This is a genomic window from Halorientalis salina, assembly GCF_005049285.1.
Classification (GTDB): Archaea; Halobacteriota; Halobacteria; order Halobacteriales; family Haloarculaceae; genus Halorientalis; species Halorientalis salina.
Map to the genome: position 1 here is coordinate 1 of NZ_SOSC01000009.1, position 15,800 is coordinate 15,800.

A 15,800-nucleotide genomic window follows, 5' to 3' on the forward strand; every position below is an offset into this window, starting at 1 on the left:
GACATCGAGACGCGCGGCGGCGCGGAGAACTGGGAGGACCTCCCCGAAGAGATCCAGGACACGTTCGACAAACTGGGCATCCCGGAAGCCGAGAAGAACGCGCTCTCCGGGGTTGGCGCCCAGTACGAGTCCGAGATCGTCTACCAGAACATGCAGGAGCAGTGGGAGGAAAAAGGCGTCATCTTCTGTGACATGGACAAGGCTGTCCGTGACCACGAAGAGAAGGTCAAGGAGTACTTCATGACCAAGTGCGTGCCGCCCAGCGACAACAAGTTCGCGGCGCTCCACGGTGCCATCTGGTCGGGCGGTTCGTTCGTCTACGTCCCGGAAGACACCACGGTCAACATGCCGATTCAGGCGTACTTCCGGATGAACTCCGAGGGGATGGGCCAGTTCGAGCACACGCTCATCATCGCCGAGGAGAACTCCGAAGTCCACTACATCGAGGGCTGTTCCGCGCCGAAGTACTCGGCGTTCAACCTTCACAGCGGTGGCGTCGAAGTGTTCGTCGGCGAGGACGCACACGTTCAGTACTCGACCGTGCAGAACTGGTCGAAGAACACCTACAACCTCAACACCAAGCGAGCTATCGTCGAGGCCGATGGGACGATGGAGTGGGTCTCGGGCAGCATGGGCTCGAAAGCCACGATGCTGTACCCGGCGACCATCCTGAAAGGTCCGGGCGCGACGGACAACCACATCACCATCGCCTTCGCGGGCGAGGGCCAGAACATCGACACCGGTGCGAAGGTCTACCACAACGCACCTGACACGAAATCGACCATCGAGTCCAAGTCCATCTCGAAGGACGGCGGCCGCACGAACTACCGCGGCCTCGTCCACATGGCAAACGGCGCGGAGAACTCCTCGACGAGCGTGGAGTGTGACGCGCTGATGTTCGACAACGAGAGTACGTCGGACACGATGCCGTACATGGAGATCCAGGAGAACCAGGTCGACGTCGCCCACGAGGCGACCGTCGGCAAGATCGGCGACGAGGACGTGTTCTACCTCCAGAGCCGCGGCCTGGACGACGACGACGCAAAGCAGATGATCGTCGCCGGCTTCATCGAACCGATCACCGAGGAACTACCGATCGAGTACGCGGTCGAACTCAACCGCCTCATCGAACTCGAAATGGAGGGCAGTCTCGGGTAACCCCCGGGAGCAATCATGAGTACGCAGGTACACGCAAACCTCACGGAGGAGCAGGTAACGACGATCAGCGAGGACCTCGGCGAGCCCGAGTGGCTTCTGGAGACGCGTCTGGAAGCGCTCGACGCGCTCGACGACCTCGACATGCCCGACGTCATTCGCACGCCGGGTCGTGACTGGACCAACCTCGACGCGCTCGAATACGAGAGCTTCGTCGACCCGCTGGACCGGGCCCAGGAGAAAGACCGCGTCGAGGCCGAGGGCGTCGAACTGCTCTCGTGGGACGAGGCACTCGACGAACACGGCGACGTCATCGAAGAGCACTTCGGGAGTGTCGTCGACCCGCAGCGCGATTACCTCACTGCGCTATCGACGGCGCTGTTCTCGGCCGGGACCCTCGTGTACGTTCCCGAGGGCGTCGACGCCGAGGACGTGAAGATTCGGACCCGGATGAACAGCCAGTCGCTGTTCAATTACACGCTCGTCATCGCCGAGGAGTCCTCGTCGGTGACGATCCTCGAACGACAGGAGAACGGCGACGACGTCGAGGGGAACCAGTACTACAGCGGCGTCGTCGAGGCCGTCGTCGGTGAGAACGCGCACGTCCAGTACGGCGCACTCCAGAACCTGGACGAGGACACCTACAACTTCCAGGTCAAGCGCGGCCACGCCCACACCTACGGCGTCCTCAACTGGATCGACGGCAACATCGGCTCACGGCTCACGAAGACCAACGTCGAGACGCGACTGCTCGGCGACTCCTCGGAGTCCAAGATCGTCGGTGCCTTCTTCGGCCACGGGGACCAGCACTTCGACCTCGCCTCGCGCGTCTGGCACGAGGCCGAACACACGGTCGCGGACCTCGTGACCCGCGGCGTCCTCGACGACACGGCGCGATCGGTGTACGAGGGCGTCCAGGACGTGGGCCGCGAGGCCTGGGACACCAGCTCCTACCAGCGTGAGAACACGCTGATGCTCTCCGACGAGAGCGAGGCCGACGCGTCGCCGAAGCTCATCATCAACAACCACGACACCGAAGCGAGCCACTCCGCGACGGTCGGGCAGGTCGACGAGCAGGACATGTTCTACATGACCTCCCGGTCGATCCCGCCGGAAGTCGCGCGGAACATGCTCGTCGAAGGGTTCTTCGTGCCCGTCCTGGACGAAGTTGCGGTCGACGAACTCAGCGACGATCTCGAAGAGCTCATCGCGAAGCGTCTTCGTGAGTAGCGTGGCATCGGAGACGCCACGAACGAACGGGCCGGAGGCCCGTGAGTAGTGCGGAGCACTACTCACGAACGGCTCGGGAGAGCGTTGCTCTCCCGGCGTCTCCGCGAGTAACGCCTTGGCGTTACGAGGGGGGGCTCGTCAGGCGTCAGCCTGACGGCGTCTTCGCGAGTAGCGTGGTGACGAAGTCGCCACGAACGAACGCGCCTCGCACCCCGATTTTCGACGAAATGGACACGCCGATGTGTGACAAGGGACTTAAGGTCCCGCCTACCCGAGTGTGGAACATGCCAGCGGTACAGGTCGACGACGAGGTGGCGACGGCGTGAGCGTCCAGCAACCCGTGGCGTCGGACCACCAGCTCGCACGACTCCTCCAGATCGGGATCGTGCTCGAAGAGGTCGTCGAGGCGCGAGCGGGCGAACACGCCAAGACGCTCGACGTGACCGATCCGGAACTCGAAGCGCTACTCGACGAGGCCGCGGCCGAGTCCGCCGACCACCGGGACCGACTCGAAGCGCTGATCGACGAACTGGAGGCCGAGACGATCCCCTTCGAGCAGATCAAGGAACTCGTCGCGGCCCAGTACGAGGCCGAATCGGACTTCGACGGCGTCCTCTACGATCAGCTCTGTAACGAGGAGACGGCGTACAAGTTCTACGACGACCTGATCGGCGCGATCGAGGCCTCGGACGCGGCGTTCAGCATCGACCGCGACCGACTGCTCGACACCCTCTCGGCGATTCGCGACGACGAGGCCGACGGCGTCGAGGACGTGGCGGAACTGATGGAGGCACGAGAATGAGTATTCAGGGGTGGCTTACATGAACACGGCAGACCAGTATCTGAAGGCGATCTATCTCGTTCAGGAACAGGAGGACGGCCCGGCGTCGACCGGTCGCGTTGCCGAGACGCTCGATGTCAGCCCGGCGAGCGCAAACGAGATGATCGGCAAGCTAGAGGAGCGTGACCTGCTCGACCACGAGAAGTACAAGGGCGTCACGCTCACCGACGAGGGCATCCGGAAGGCCAGCGACGCCCTCCAGACGTACTGCATCATCGAGCGGTTCCTCCACGAAGTCCTCGACGTCGAGGAGTTCCGCCACGAGGCCAAACAGCTCGAACCAGTCATCGACGAGACGGTCGCCGAGCGCCTCGACACCATCATCGACCGCGAACCGCAGTGCCCCGACTGCTTCTCCGCCGAAGACGACGCCTGTGCCCTGCTGGAACTCGAAGTCGACGCGGCGGACTGATGATTGCTGTTCAGTCCCACGGTTCCGGCCAAGAGTAACACTCTTACTTGTTCGCCCGGATTGCCTAAATGAAGTCTCGTGGTGTAGTGGCCAATCATAGGGGCCTTTGGAAGAACATACCCCAGAGTCGATTCGTATTCATTGGGGTGTGTTCTGAAGTTAGCCCCTGACGGCGGTTCGAATCCGCCCGAGACTATGACATATTTCGTATGTTTTCGCGGACGGGAGGATTCATATTTCAGCGTGACGTACTCGGAATCACGAGCGAAAAAAACGCATGAGTTCGATCGTCATCCACGCGGGGGAGCCGACGCAGTTACACGTGATGGTGGACGCGTTGGCCGGAGTCGGGTTCGGTCTCGTGGCCGTCGCCCTGTACTACGTCTTCTTGCGGTACGTCGTCGCCTCGAACCGCGGGAACCAAAGCGGCGGGTGAGTTGCCTACTCGCCGGGTTTCGGCATCCGATCGCGGTAGTCCCACGTCGAGACTTTCGTCGGGTCGATGCGAATGGTCACTTCCTCGCGGTCGGCATCGAGCAGACGGCTCGCGAGTTGTGAATCGGTGCCGTCGAGATATCGGTCCAGCAGGGCGCGAAGCAGGGTCTTTTCGGGGTCCGGGTCGATGGCGACGGTGCCTTGCCCGCGGACGCCCCGGTAGGGGGGTTCGTTAACGGATACCTCGAAGGCGACGCGGGGGTCTTCGCGCAGGAATCGGACGATATCGGCGTCGGCGCCGGTCGCACACCAGAACCGGCCGTCCTCGTAACGGTACCACAGCGAGAGCATCCACAGGCCGTCCGAAGGCGTCCGACAACTCAGTCGGATCGGAACGACGGCGTCGTCGAGGAACGCCGACAGTTCCGAGCGGTCCCAGGGGCCGGCAACCGGGACGGGGTCGTCGGTAGGGATTTCCTCTGGTGGCGGTCCGTCGTCCGTGTCGGTCACGTGGGGCCCTTCGGGACGGAGCGACAAAGGTTCTCCTGCGTCGAGCGCTACCCTTTTGTCGACACCGGAACAGGATCCGGCATGAGTGTCGGGAAGGTACTGCGGGACAGTTTCATCGCGGGGCTGGCGCTGGTGGCTCCGCTCGTGGTGACGGTGTTCGTGCTGCAGTTCCTCGTGAACTGGTTGACGACGTTCATCGATCCGGTAGTCCAGGAGACGCAACTGGCCCAGTACACGGCGAACATCCACATCGTCGCGCAGGTGCTGGCGCTGGCGATCATCGTCCTCACCGTCGTCGTGTTGGGCTACGTCGCCCAGCGGAGTTTCGGAAAACGGGTGTTCGGCTGGGTGGACCGCGGGGTCGGGTTGGTTCCGCTGGTTCGGACCATCTATTCGAGCGTGCGGCAGGTGTCGAACGCGCTCATGGAGCGGTCGAGTCGCTACGAGAGCGTCGTACTCGTGGAGTATCCGCGGGAAGGGCTGTACTCGCTGGGATTCGTCACCGGCGACAGCCCAGCGCAGGTCAAGGAGACGGTCGACGGCGACGTCTACAACGTCTTCGTTCCGAAAAGTCCGAATCCGACGGGCGGCAACCTCATCATGGCACCCGAAGATCAGGTGTACACCCTCGACATGAGCGTTCGCCGCGGCGTTCGGTTGCTCGTCACGACGGGCATGGCCGAGCGCCAGGAGGAACTCGCCGAGTTACGAAACGAGGCCGGCGTGTCGGAATCCAGGCCCTGAACGGGGTTACATGTACGACGCGTCCCAGCGGGTGGGCTTGCGGCTGTTGCCACACTGGCCACACTCGATCCGGCCCATCGAGTCCATCGCGTTGGCCAGGGAGTCACACTTCGAGCAGTGGTAGCCGTATTTTTCCTCGCGGTCCTGGTCGGCGTAGACGACGTGGAAAGGCGCCAGCGAGCCGCGTTCGACGTCATCGTGGTCCACGTAGACCGTCTCCCCGTCGGCAGTGAGCGCCTGGAGTCCCTCGGGTTCGGCTTCGAGGTAGAGCGCTTCCGTGTAGGGACTGTCGTCGATCCGCACTTCGCCCTCGCCGACCTTCTCGAAGCCCACGTTCTTGTAGAAGGTGTTCCCGGCCTGGTTGATCGAGAGCACGCGACCACGAAGGTGGGTCACTCCGTAGTCCTCCAGTCGATTTCTGGTCGTCTCGAACAGTTCCGAACCGATCCCCTCGCCGCGGTAGTCGGGGTGAACGTGCAACCAGAGGAGGTCCGCTTCGCCCTCTCCGAGGAGCGCGTTTTCCGAGAAGGCGACCGGCTCGCCGTTCCGTTCGACGACGAAAATCAGGATCTCGTCGTCCTCGATTTTCTCTGCGAACTCGTCGGGACCGAACCACTGTCTGATACCGCTCTCGATCGCCTGTGGACTCAACGAGTACGACGCCTCCAGCGACCGCTTGGCGATCTCCCGAATCGCCGCCTGGTCGTCGGCAGTTGCCTCTCTCACTTCCATACCCGCACGTATGACGGTCGGTTTCATAAATCTACGTCCGCCCGTCAGGATTTGCACGGACGTGGACCGGTCAACGACATCGCTGTTCGCGCGGCCACCCCAGGTTTCACTCGTATCGGCTCCCCGACAGAATCGAAATCGAGCAACCTGGATCGCCGGTACCGCCACGAGCAGTGATTGATTCGCACGTGTATACCGTCGTTACACGTCGAGATCAGTACAGTAGCGGCGACTGGGCGAGCGGTTCTGGGCTGTCGTAACGCTAAAGACCCGCACACGCCTTTATATCCGTAAGATGAACAACGAACGCTATTTGCGGAGGTGGTTCTGTGGGTGTTGAAATCCGGGAATCGCCCGTCTCCGACGCGGAGTTCGAGGAGATGAAGGCTTTCGTCCACGATTACCTGGAAGCGAGCGTCGAAAACGAGGAAGAAGGCGGGCGGATGCGGTGGTACCCCTGGCACTCCGCGGCCTACCGGTTCAACCACATCATGAACGTCGTGGAGTTGGCGACCGACATCGCCGAGGTCGAGGGTGCGAACGTCGACGTCACGCGCGTCGCCGCGCTCTTTCACGACATCGCGAAACTCGAAGCCGACCAGGACGTCCACGCCGAGGAGGGCGCCCGCATCGCCCGCGAGTACCTCACGCGACACGACGACTACCCCCAGTCGTTCGTCGACGAGGTCTGTGCCGCAATCCGAGACCACTCCTACCAGGGCGACCTGACCGACCTCCCGCTGGAGACACAGTGTCTCATCGAAGCGGACTTACTCGACAAGATCGGTGCGAACGGGACGGCTCTGATGCTGTTGCGGATGGGCTATGAGTCCCGCACACACATGGACGCCTCCGAGATGGTCGGGCGCGTGCTCGAACGCGGCCGGGACGCGGCCGAGCGCGTCGAGAGCGACGCCGCCGAGAGCCTGGTCCACCGCCGACTCAAACGAGTGCGGTGGTTCCAGGAGTGGCTGGAAGGCGAGGTCGCGATGATGGGCGACACCGACGCCGAGATGAGCCCCGAGATGGCCAAGGAACTCGACGCCGAGGCCGAGGCGGAGACGGACGACTAGGTCAGCGCTGTCAGCCCGTCGGCGAGGAAGTAGACGCCGAAGCCGCCGAGAACGAGGGCGCTCCCGACGGCGATCAGCGGCGCGAGCCTGTCGACCCGGTTCCCAGCGGCCACGAGCGCCGCCGGGAAGCCGACAATCCAGGCGACGATCCCGCCGAACAGGCCGACGACGAGCGCGGGACTGCCGGTCGTGACGACGAGCAGTCCCGACAGCGCCGACCCGACGTACGGCGTCTTCGCAAGGACGTCGACGGTTCCAGGTTCCAGCAGTCCGACGCCGACGGTCAGCCAGAACGCGATCTGATAGGGGTTCGTCAGCGCCAGCACGAACGCCTTTCGGAAGCCGCGGCCGGTCGTCGCCGCAGTGTCGTCGGCCGCTCCCGCACCGAACTGCTCGCGGGCGTCGCTGACAGCGCCGTACGCGAAGTACAACATGAGAACGCCACCGGCGAGTATCATCGCGGCGCGGAGCGTCGGCCGTTCCTGCACGACGGCGACGACGCCGACCAGCGCCAGCAGGAAGAAACAGGCGTCGGCGGTCATCGCCCCGAGGCCGGCCCGGAAGCCGGCGAGCCAGCCACGGACGACGCTCTCCTCGGCGATGATGGCGTTCATCGGTCCCGGCGGCGCCGCGAGCGCGACCCCGAAGACGACGCCGGCGGCCAGCGTCGAGAGGAGAGTCCCGGCAGCCATCCTCTCGGCTCAGATCCCCTTGCTCATCAGGTGGCTGCGCAGCACGTCGGCCTCCTTGTCGGCCGCGACCGTGTTGACGACGACGACGGTGTCGTCCGCGTCGAACTCGCCGTCCTCGGCGAGCGCCTGCGCACCGCTGACGGCGGGGGCGCTGCCCGCTCCGACCTCGACGCCCTCGTCCCCGGCGACCGCGACGGCGCTCTCCAGACACGCCGCGTCCTCGGTCGCGACCGCGCCGCCGTCGCTCTCCCGGATCGCATCGAGCGCGAGCGACCCGCCCGCGGGGTCGGCGACCTCCACGTCGCCACAGATGGTGTCGGGCGTCTCGACGGGGTCGTGTTCGTCCCGGCCGTCCTCGAACGCCTCGACGATGGGTGCACATCCCTCCGCCTGGGCGGCGTAGAGCGCCGGTGCCCCGTCCACGAGGCCGAGGGCTGACAGTTCCGTCGCACCGGCCTGCAGGCCGACGAGGCCGATGCCCTGCCCGGTCGGAGAGACCACGGCGTCTGGGGCCGTCCAGTCCAGTTGCTCGGCGATCTCGTAGGCGAGCGTCTTCCGGCCCTCAACGCGGTAGGGCGTCTCGAAGGCGGCGACGGAGTGCCAGTCTTCCTCGGCCGCGGCGTCTTCGAAGGCCTCGACGGCGTCGTCGAACCGACTGCCGACGACGGACATCTCGCCGCCGTGGACGTTGATCATCGCCTTGGTGCCGTGCGGTGATCGTGCCGGGACGAAGGCGTGAGCGGCGAGCCCCGCGCGGGCGGCGTAGGCGGCCGCGGACTGGCCGGCGGTTCCGGTCGTCGGGAGCGCGACATCCGTTGCACCGTTGGCACACGCGGCCGAGACGGCGAGTGCGAGACCGCGGTCGGTGACGCTCCCCGTCGGATTGCGGCTCTCGTCTTTGACGTACACCTGACCGACGCCCCACGCCTCGGCCAGCGTCGGACACTCGACCAGCGGTGTGGTCCCCTCGCCCATCGAAACCAGTGTCTCGCGGGAGAGGGGGAGCAGTTCCGCGTACCGAGCGAGGCCCTCGAACCGCCGGTCGGCGAGTTCGTCGGCCGTGACGTCGACGCTATCGAGGTCGTACTCGACGGTGAGGAAGCCGTCGCAGTCCGGACAGCGGTGTGTCTGGTCGGCCGGGTCGAACGCGGCCGCACAGTCCATACAAACGAGTCCGCGGACCGCGGGGGACGTATCCATGCTCGGCGTCTCGGGACGCCACGGACTAATCTCTGCGGATTCGCCGCCGGGTCAGTCGTCGTCAGGGCTCCGGGTCTCGTCCGCGCCTGGTTCGTTGGCAGGCGGCTCCGGCCCCGGTTCGTCGTCGGACGACTCCTCGCCCCCGTCGGCGATGGCGGTCTCCAGGCGCTGTTCGTGCCAGTCGTACTCGCGGCCGTACAGGGCGGGCGATTTTTCCTTGACGTTCCAGGGGTCCGGGTCGACCTCGGGGCCTTCGAGCCAGGACTGGACGACGTTCCAGACGAAGATGATCTGGCCGATGAGCAACAGCAGGGCACCGAGTGTGGCCGCCCTGTGGAGGTTAGTCAACAGCTGCTGGGGGGCGACACCGACCTCGTAGCCGGCGTATCGGCGCGGCATCCCGACGTACCCCAGCAGTAACATGGCGAAGAAGGCGACGTTGGTGCCCACCATCGAGAACCAGAAGTGCCACTTCCCGAGCGTGCGCTGGTACATCCGGCCCGTGAAGATGGGGAACCAGTAGTAGATGCCCGCGAAGGCGGCGAAGCCGATCGCGCCCATCACGATGTAGTGGAAGTGCCCGACCACGTAGTAGGTGTCGTGGACGAGGCGGTTGACGGGAACCGCCGCGAGGAACACGCCGGTGACGCCGCCGAGGATGAAATTGGAGATGAAGCCGATACAGAACAGCATCGGCGTCGTCAGGCGGAGCCGCCCGCTCCACATCGTCGTGATCCAGTTGAACACCTTGACGGCGCTCGGTATCGCGATGGCCAGCGAGATGGCCATGAAGCTCACCTGCAGTTCCGGGTTGATACCCGTCGAGAACATGTGGTGGGCCCAGACGCCAAAGGAGAGGACGCCGATGGCCAGCGTCGAGTAGACGACGAACTTGAACCCGAACAACCGGCGTCCGGAAAAGCGCGGCAGGATGTAACTGATCAGACCCATCGGCGGCAACACGAGAATGTATACCTCGGGGTGGCCGAAAAACCAGAACAGGTGTTGCCAGAGGATGGGGCCGCCACCCCCATCGACTGCGAAGAAGGCAGTGCCGAAGTTCCGATCCAGCAGGAGCATGATGAGCGCGCTCCCCAAAAGCGGGAACGCGAACAGGATGATGGCCGATTGCGTGAGCATCGTCCAGGAAAACAGGTCCAGATCCGCCCAGGAGACGTCTTCGCCACGTTCGGTGATGATGGTCGCGATGAAATTGATCGCCCCCATCGTCGCCGAGACGCCGGTCAGGTGCAGGCCAAGCAGCAGCATGTCGGCACCGGCCTGGGGCTGTTCGACCGACAGCGGCGTGTACATCGTCCAGGACGTCTGTGCCGCAGTGACGCCGGGAATGAGGAAGCCGCCCCAGATGAGCACGGCACCGGGAGGCAACAGCCAGAAAGCGATGGCGTTGATGCGGGGGAACGCCATGTCGTCCGCACCGATCAAAAGCGGGATGAAGTAGTTGGCAAAGGCCGCGATGATGGGCGTCCCGAAGAGAAACAGCATCGTGATGCCGTGGCTGGTGAGCAGGGCGTTGTAGAGACTCGCGTCGATGATCGCCTCGGTCGGCGTCACCAGTTCGGCACGCATGATGACGATCCCGATGCCGCCCCAGACGAACGCGACGAGCGCGTAGACACCGTACATGAGGCCGATGTCCTTGTGATCGACGGTCGTCAGCCAGCGGATCAGCCCGCTCGGCTTCTCCTGCTGTTCCACCTCCGAACCCTCGCCGTACACGCTGACGTCGTCCAGCGCGGTGTCGGGCGTTTCGATCCGATCGAGTCCGAGAACGCTGTAGGACCGGTCGGCGACCCGATAGTCGAGCCAGAACGCGATGACCAACAGGAAGATCCCCATCACCGCCGCCGTCAGTATCAGCGGAGACACCGCCATATCGGGGCCTGGGACGGTCGCCGGTTAGTTATTTACCGGCAAATCGGATCCGGGATTCGCTACGCTCGACGTACCTCAAGTAAGAACGGCTTGTGTCGCGGTCGCCGGGCCGACCCCGCTGTCGTTTAGTGGTCGGGGTCCCAAGCGACGGACATGACACGTGTCGTGGTCGTCGGCGGCGGACTGGCGGGACTGGTCGCTGCGCGCCGCCTCGCGGCGGACGGCGTGGACGTGACGCTGCTCGAAGCGCGCGAGGGAGTCGGTGGCCGGGTCCGATCCGTCCGCGAGGACGGCTACGTCTTCGACCGCGGGTTCCAGGTCCTCTTTACGGCCTACCCCGCCGCCCAGCGGGAACTGGACTACGACGACCTCGACCTCCGGTATTTCACCGGCGGCGCGACCATCGCCAAACCCGGCCGACGCTCGGTCCTGGCCGAACCGCGGAGTCTCGGGGACCTCTCCGATACGATCTTCAATCCCGACGTGACCTTCGGCGACAAACTGCGCCTGTTCTCGCTCGGCCGCGAGCTGACGGGGCTCGACCCCGCGGACTGTTTCGACGGGGCGGAGCAAACCATCGAGTCGTACCTCCGCGAGCGGGGCTTCTCCCAGCAGTTCCTCGACAACTTCGCCGCCCCGTTCTACGGCGGGATCACGCTCGACCGGTCGCTGTCGGTCGACGCCGGCGTCTTCCGGTACACCTTCAAGATGCTCCGGGAGGGCCGAACCGCCATCCCGGCCCGCGGGATGGGTGCCATCACCGAGCAACTCGCCGACCGGGCCCGCGCGGCCGGCGCGACCATCGAGCTCGGCACCACCGTCGAGAGCGTCGACGCCGCGGACGGTTCGACGGCCACGGTCGCAACCGGGAGCGAGACACACACCGTCGACGGGGCCGTCGTCGCCACCGATCCCCCTACTGCGGCGGATCTGACCGGCGTCGAGAGCGTCCCGACCGGGACGAAAGGCTGTGTCACCCAGTACTACGGGCTGCCTGGCCACATCAAACTCGACACCGGGAAGAAGATCGTGCTCAACGCGCGCGACGGCGAGCCGAATCAGGTCGTCCCGCTCTCGAACGTCGCACCCGAGTACGCGCCCGACGACCGGACCCTGCTGTCGGCGACCTGGCTCGGGACGCCCGACGAATCGGATGAGGCACTCGCGGCCCGCGTTCGCGAGGTGCTGGGCCAGTGGTACCCGGAGCGGCGATTCGACGATCTCGACCTGCTCCACACCGACCACATCGACGTCGGGCAGTTCGATCAGCCACCGGGCTTCCGCCGCGACCTCCCGGACGTGGACGCCCCGGACGGACCGGTCGTCCTCGCCGGCGATTACACCCAGTGGTCGTCGATCCAGGGCGCGCTCGAAAGCGGTCGCGTGGCCGCCGAAACCCTTCTACAGTAACTCCCGGAACTCCCCGAGCGGCGGGAACCGGCGCGTTTCCTCGACCGACTCGTCCCACACGATGGGGCGGAACCGGTCGAGGTCGGTCACGAGCGGCGAATTGAGCGCGGCCGTCCCGTACCGACGGTTGATCGAGACGCCCTTGACCAATTTGGTGAACGCCGGAAGCATGAGCACGTCCGCGCCCCGGAACGCGTTCTCGCCGTAGAGATAACAGTGCCACTTCTGCCCCTCGATCGTGATCGTGGGGTGGTCGTGGCCGACGACGTACAGCGCCGCGTCGGTCCCCGGTTCGCCGTGGCCGTGACAGACCACGACCGGGCCACCGTCGCCGCGCTCGTCGTTCGTCGACCCCGCTCCCGGCACCCATTCGACGCCGTCGACGACGTACTCGTGTTCGGTGGGCCCGTCCCAGACCACGTCGAGCATCGTGTCGTGGTTGCCCGGCGTGACGACCGCCCGGGCACCGGCGTCGCGGCAGGTTCGCGCGAGCGCCGTCACCGTGTCCTCGGCCAGCGAGGGGACGCGGTCGAAAGAGTGGAGCAGGTCGCCGGCGAAGACGACTTCAGCGGGGTCGTACCGGTCGCACAGCGCGGCGAGTCGCTCGACCAGGTGGTCGCGTTCGCCCAGCGGGACCTGGACGTTCGAGCTCCGACCCTTCCCCACGTGCAGGTCGGCACAGACCAGCGTGTCCCCGAGCAACACGGCCCGGTCGCGGAGCGGTGCGTCCATCGGGCGGGGGTCGGGGTTCGGCGTGTAAATGTCTGCCGTCCGCGTCAGCTCGCGTGTTTCTTGGCCGTCGTGTACGCCTCGCGCAACCGCTTGAACTCGTCTTCGTCGCCCCCGTGGTCCGGGTGGACCTCCTTAACCCGCTCACGGTAGGCACCCTTGACGTCTTCGACCGACGCTCCGGTCGGAAGACCGAGCGCGGCGTAGGCCGCCTCGCTGGGGTCGAGGGCGTCCTCGCCGTCGAAGTCGACATCGGGCGTCTCGAAGGGGAGGCGATAGCCAAGCGCCACGCCGGGCAGTTCGTGTTCGACGAGCACCGGTTCGGTCTCGGAGTGGGCGATACGGTAGTACGCCCGCGCGTCGAAGGTGATGGCCACGTCCCGCTTGGGGAGGTAGAAGGCGACGTGTTGGCCCTCGACGAAGTGGCCCTCCGCGTACTGCTCACCGATGGCGTCTAAGTAGTCGCGCATCTCCGCCCGGCGACGCGTCTCGCTGTCGGTCGTCCGCTTCTCGCGAGGGCGCTCGCCGGGAAAATAGCGGACCATCACGTAAAAGAGGCCGGCGACGACCAGACTGAGCACGACGCCGAGGAGTGCCCCGTCGATCACCCACCGCGGCAGCGTCTCCAGCGCCTCCGGAAGCACGCCTGAGGATAGGAAGCCGTCGATAAAGAATGTCTCGGAGTCGACGCCGGACCGAGTCGACCGGTCCCTCATACGGACTGTTGTGAGTCAGTTCGGTATCGACCGTCCGCCGTCCGGCGGTCGTACCGGTAACAAGTTACAACAATCCGTATCAGCCGATGTATCGGAGGTCCTCGTCCGAGGGCGTCGGCGAGCCCTGTTCCATCTCCTGGATTTTCCGGACGACTTCCTCCATCTCCTCGGCCCGCTCCTCGAGCGAACCGAAGTCGACCTCGAACCCGACGAGGTCCTGCAACACCGTCAGGACCGCCTGGGCGCTCTTGGGGTCGACGAGGTAGCCGCTGGTCTCGCCCATCAGGCAGGCCGACCCGAACCCGCGACGGCCGCCCAGTCCCAGCAGGAGGCCGCTCACGCCGACGATGCCGCCAGCCGGTTCGTCCTCGCGGAACTCGACACCCACGTCTTCGAGGTCGGCGGCGAGCTCGCCGGTCGTCGCCGCACCGAGCACGTCGTACTCCTCGATGAGTTCCCCCGTCGGCACGCCGCCCAGGGCGAACACGCGCTCGACGCCGAACTCCTCGGCCACGTCGAGGAAGCGGTCTGTCAGTTTGTAGTGCCCGCGGTTGTCCTGTGCCTGGTGGTCGCCGGTCAACACCAGCAGGTCCTGGCCCTGCTCGGTGTGGACGGCGTGGAACTCTGCGTTGGCCAGTTCCGACTGCCCCTCGTCGAGGCTGACCTGTGGCGGGAAGTGCTGGGAGTACACCTTCCGGACCGGTTCGCCGTCGAGTTCCTCCAGAAGATGCTCGGCGGCGAGTTTCCCGACGTGCCCGACGCCCGGCAGGCCCTCGATCAGTACCGGGTCCGAAAGCTCCGGGTCCGCGAGTCGCTCGGTCTCGAATTCGTCCATACCGATTAGTCGCGGTTGCGCCGCTTAATAGCGCGTCGATGTTTTCCGTAGGGGTCCGCCGGATCGAACGGCGCGGGCGCGCTGTTTACCGCCTGCGCCCCACACTCCGGACAGGTCTCACCCAGCGTGTACACCGGCCGCTCGTGGGTCGACTCCCAGGCCGAGCAGACGCGGATGTCGGATTTCATGTGAAAAACGGACCGACGGAATTACTCCTCGTCGGTGTTGCGCTCGCGGTGGTACTCGCCGCTGCCGCCGTGTTCGGCGACGACCGCGCTGGCGCGGTCCGCGCTCTCTTCGAGGTGGCTCTCGGCGGTCTTGTAGTCGGGCGCTTTCACCTTGATTCGGTACTCGGGCGCACCCACGTACGTGACCTCCAGTTCGACCTCGTCGGGGATCTCCCCGTTGCCCTCCGCGGCCTGCAGAGCGTCCTGGATGACCTCGACGCCCTGGGAGCCCGGACACTGCAGGTCGACGTAGCCGGTGACGTTGACGTACGGCACCGAGACGTTCTCGCGCGCGGTCTCGACGATGGCGTCGATCTCCTCCTCGGAGAGGTCGGTCTCTTCGAGGGCCTCGTGGCCGTGGATGGCGGCCTGCTCGAAGCCGTCGTACATCGAGCCGAAGGCCGCGAGGAACTCGTTGGCGATGGCTCCGTACTGCTCGTCATCCATGTCCTCGCCGAAGGCGACGGCCATCCAGTTGTCGGCCTTCTGCTCGTTTTTCCACTCCTGGATCTTGTCCTTGCGCTGGTGGTTGTTGACGTCCTTGATCGAGAGGTCGATCTGCTGGGCGTCCTCGTCGACCTCCAGCACCTTGGCGACGACCGTCTGGCCTTCGCTGACGTGGTCGCGGACGTTCTTGATCCATCCCGAGGCGACCTCGCTGATGTGACAGAGGCCGCGCTTGTCCTCGTACTCGTCCAAGTCGACGAACACACCGAAATCCTCGATCTCGTCGATGCGTCCGACGACTAACTCGCCGGGTTCTGGCCAGCCACTGTACTTCATGTGGGCTTATCGTGCCTCGACGGTCTCAACGATTTCGCCTTCGATGGCCGAGAGGCCACCGGTCGGGCGGGCCAGCGTGTGGCCACACACCGCACAGGTGACCTCGGTCGCGGCCTTCCCGAAGACGGTCTGTTCGTTCTCACAGTCCGGGCACTCGACGCTGAAGAAGTTCCCCGCCAT

19 protein-coding genes and 1 tRNA gene are annotated in these 15,800 nt (G+C 65.3%); 9 read left to right on the top strand and 11 right to left on the bottom strand.

Annotated features, from left to right (window positions below; translation table 11 throughout):
* The 6 genes from sufB to E2481_RS18760 form a co-directional block, all read left to right on the top strand.
* Positions 1–1,158, top strand: a 1,158-nt coding sequence (sufB, locus tag E2481_RS14395; RefSeq protein ID WP_136717859.1) for a Fe-S cluster assembly protein SufB, incomplete at its 5' end; no start/stop codon positions are given.
* Between the two features lie 15 nt (positions 1,159–1,173).
* A complete protein-coding gene (gene sufD / locus E2481_RS14400) occupies positions 1,174–2,385 on the top strand; it encodes a Fe-S cluster assembly protein SufD (protein ID WP_136717860.1) in 1,212 nt (403 codons plus the stop codon).
* A 322-nt stretch (positions 2,386–2,707) separates the two neighbouring features.
* A complete protein-coding gene (locus tag E2481_RS14405) occupies positions 2,708–3,187 on the top strand; it encodes a ferritin-like domain-containing protein (protein WP_136717861.1) in 480 nt (159 codons plus the stop codon).
* 19 nt (positions 3,188–3,206) lie between these two features.
* Positions 3,207–3,638, top strand: a complete 432-nt coding sequence (locus tag E2481_RS14410; RefSeq protein ID WP_136717862.1) for a metal-dependent transcriptional regulator — start codon at positions 3,207–3,209, stop codon at positions 3,636–3,638.
* 72 nt (positions 3,639–3,710) lie between these two features.
* A tRNA-Gln gene (locus E2481_RS14415) sits at positions 3,711–3,834 on the top strand.
* A gap of 81 nt (positions 3,835–3,915) precedes the next feature.
* Positions 3,916–4,074 (top strand): hypothetical protein, encoded by a 159-nt coding sequence (locus E2481_RS18760; RefSeq protein ID WP_169302456.1) that lies wholly within the window; start codon positions 3,916–3,918, stop codon positions 4,072–4,074.
* A gap of 5 nt (positions 4,075–4,079) precedes the next feature.
* Here E2481_RS18760 and E2481_RS14420 read toward each other — a convergent pair whose 3' ends face one another.
* Entirely contained in the window at positions 4,080–4,547 is a 468-nt protein-coding gene (locus E2481_RS14420; protein ID WP_169302459.1) for a pyridoxamine 5'-phosphate oxidase family protein, read from the bottom strand.
* A 117-nt stretch (positions 4,548–4,664) separates the two neighbouring features.
* On the opposite strand from E2481_RS14420, the gene E2481_RS14425 reads away from it, so the two are divergent.
* Positions 4,665–5,327 (top strand): DUF502 domain-containing protein, encoded by a 663-nt coding sequence (locus E2481_RS14425; protein WP_136717863.1) that lies wholly within the window; start codon positions 4,665–4,667, stop codon positions 5,325–5,327.
* 6 nt (positions 5,328–5,333) lie between these two features.
* On the opposite strand, the gene E2481_RS14430 is transcribed toward E2481_RS14425, so the two are convergent.
* Positions 5,334–6,059 carry a GNAT family N-acetyltransferase gene (locus E2481_RS14430; RefSeq protein ID WP_136717864.1) on the bottom strand — a complete coding sequence of 242 codons (726 nt, stop codon included), beginning with the start codon at positions 6,057–6,059 and terminating at the stop codon, positions 5,334–5,336.
* 329 nt (positions 6,060–6,388) lie between these two features.
* Here E2481_RS14430 and E2481_RS14435 point away from each other — a divergent pair, with 329 nt between their 5' ends.
* Positions 6,389–7,132 (top strand): HD domain-containing protein, encoded by a 744-nt coding sequence (locus E2481_RS14435; RefSeq protein WP_136717865.1) that lies wholly within the window; start codon positions 6,389–6,391, stop codon positions 7,130–7,132.
* Here E2481_RS14435 and E2481_RS14440 read toward each other — a convergent pair.
* From E2481_RS14440 to ctaD, 3 genes are read right to left on the bottom strand one after another with little or no spacing between them, the layout of a single operon-like run.
* Entirely contained in the window at positions 7,129–7,824 is a 696-nt protein-coding gene (locus E2481_RS14440; RefSeq protein WP_136717866.1) for a LysE family translocator, read from the bottom strand. The two genes, E2481_RS14435 and E2481_RS14440, sit on opposite strands and share 4 nt — an antisense overlap.
* Positions 7,825–7,833: 9 nt before the next feature.
* Positions 7,834–9,024: a threonine synthase gene (locus E2481_RS14445; protein ID WP_136717867.1), complete on the bottom strand. Its 1,191-nt coding sequence runs from the start codon at positions 9,022–9,024 to the stop codon at positions 7,834–7,836.
* Between the two features lie 51 nt (positions 9,025–9,075).
* A complete protein-coding gene (gene ctaD, locus E2481_RS14450) occupies positions 9,076–10,920 on the bottom strand; it encodes a cytochrome c oxidase subunit I (protein WP_250137836.1) in 1,845 nt (614 codons plus the stop codon).
* A gap of 153 nt (positions 10,921–11,073) precedes the next feature.
* Here ctaD and E2481_RS14455 point away from each other — a divergent pair, with 153 nt between their 5' ends.
* The gene (locus tag E2481_RS14455; RefSeq protein WP_136717868.1) at positions 11,074–12,330 is read left to right on the top strand and encodes an NAD(P)/FAD-dependent oxidoreductase; all 1,257 of its coding nucleotides are present in this window, start codon (positions 11,074–11,076) and stop codon (positions 12,328–12,330) included.
* Here E2481_RS14455 and E2481_RS14460 read toward each other — a convergent pair.
* The 6 genes from E2481_RS14460 to E2481_RS14485 form a co-directional block, all read right to left on the bottom strand.
* Positions 12,322–13,062 carry a metallophosphoesterase gene (locus tag E2481_RS14460; RefSeq protein WP_136717869.1) on the bottom strand — a complete coding sequence of 247 codons (741 nt, stop codon included), beginning with the start codon at positions 13,060–13,062 and terminating at the stop codon, positions 12,322–12,324. The two genes, E2481_RS14455 and E2481_RS14460, sit on opposite strands and share 9 nt — an antisense overlap.
* Positions 13,063–13,106: 44 nt before the next feature.
* The gene (locus E2481_RS14465; protein WP_256867905.1) at positions 13,107–13,703 is read right to left on the bottom strand and encodes a J domain-containing protein; all 597 of its coding nucleotides are present in this window, start codon (positions 13,701–13,703) and stop codon (positions 13,107–13,109) included.
* A 151-nt stretch (positions 13,704–13,854) separates the two neighbouring features.
* Positions 13,855–14,610, bottom strand: a complete 756-nt coding sequence (locus tag E2481_RS14470; protein WP_136717871.1) for a proteasome assembly chaperone family protein — start codon at positions 14,608–14,610, stop codon at positions 13,855–13,857.
* A 5-nt stretch (positions 14,611–14,615) separates the two neighbouring features.
* Positions 14,616–14,798, bottom strand: coding sequence for an RNA-protein complex protein Nop10 (locus tag E2481_RS14475; RefSeq protein ID WP_136717872.1), 183 nt, complete (start codon positions 14,796–14,798; stop codon positions 14,616–14,618).
* A 21-nt stretch (positions 14,799–14,819) separates the two neighbouring features.
* Complete coding sequence (locus E2481_RS14480; protein WP_136717873.1) at positions 14,820–15,620, bottom strand: translation initiation factor IF-2 subunit alpha; 801 nt, start codon at positions 15,618–15,620, stop codon at positions 14,820–14,822.
* Positions 15,621–15,626: 6 nt separating this feature from the next.
* Entirely contained in the window at positions 15,627–15,800 is a 174-nt protein-coding gene (locus E2481_RS14485) for a 30S ribosomal protein S27e (protein ID WP_136717874.1), read from the bottom strand.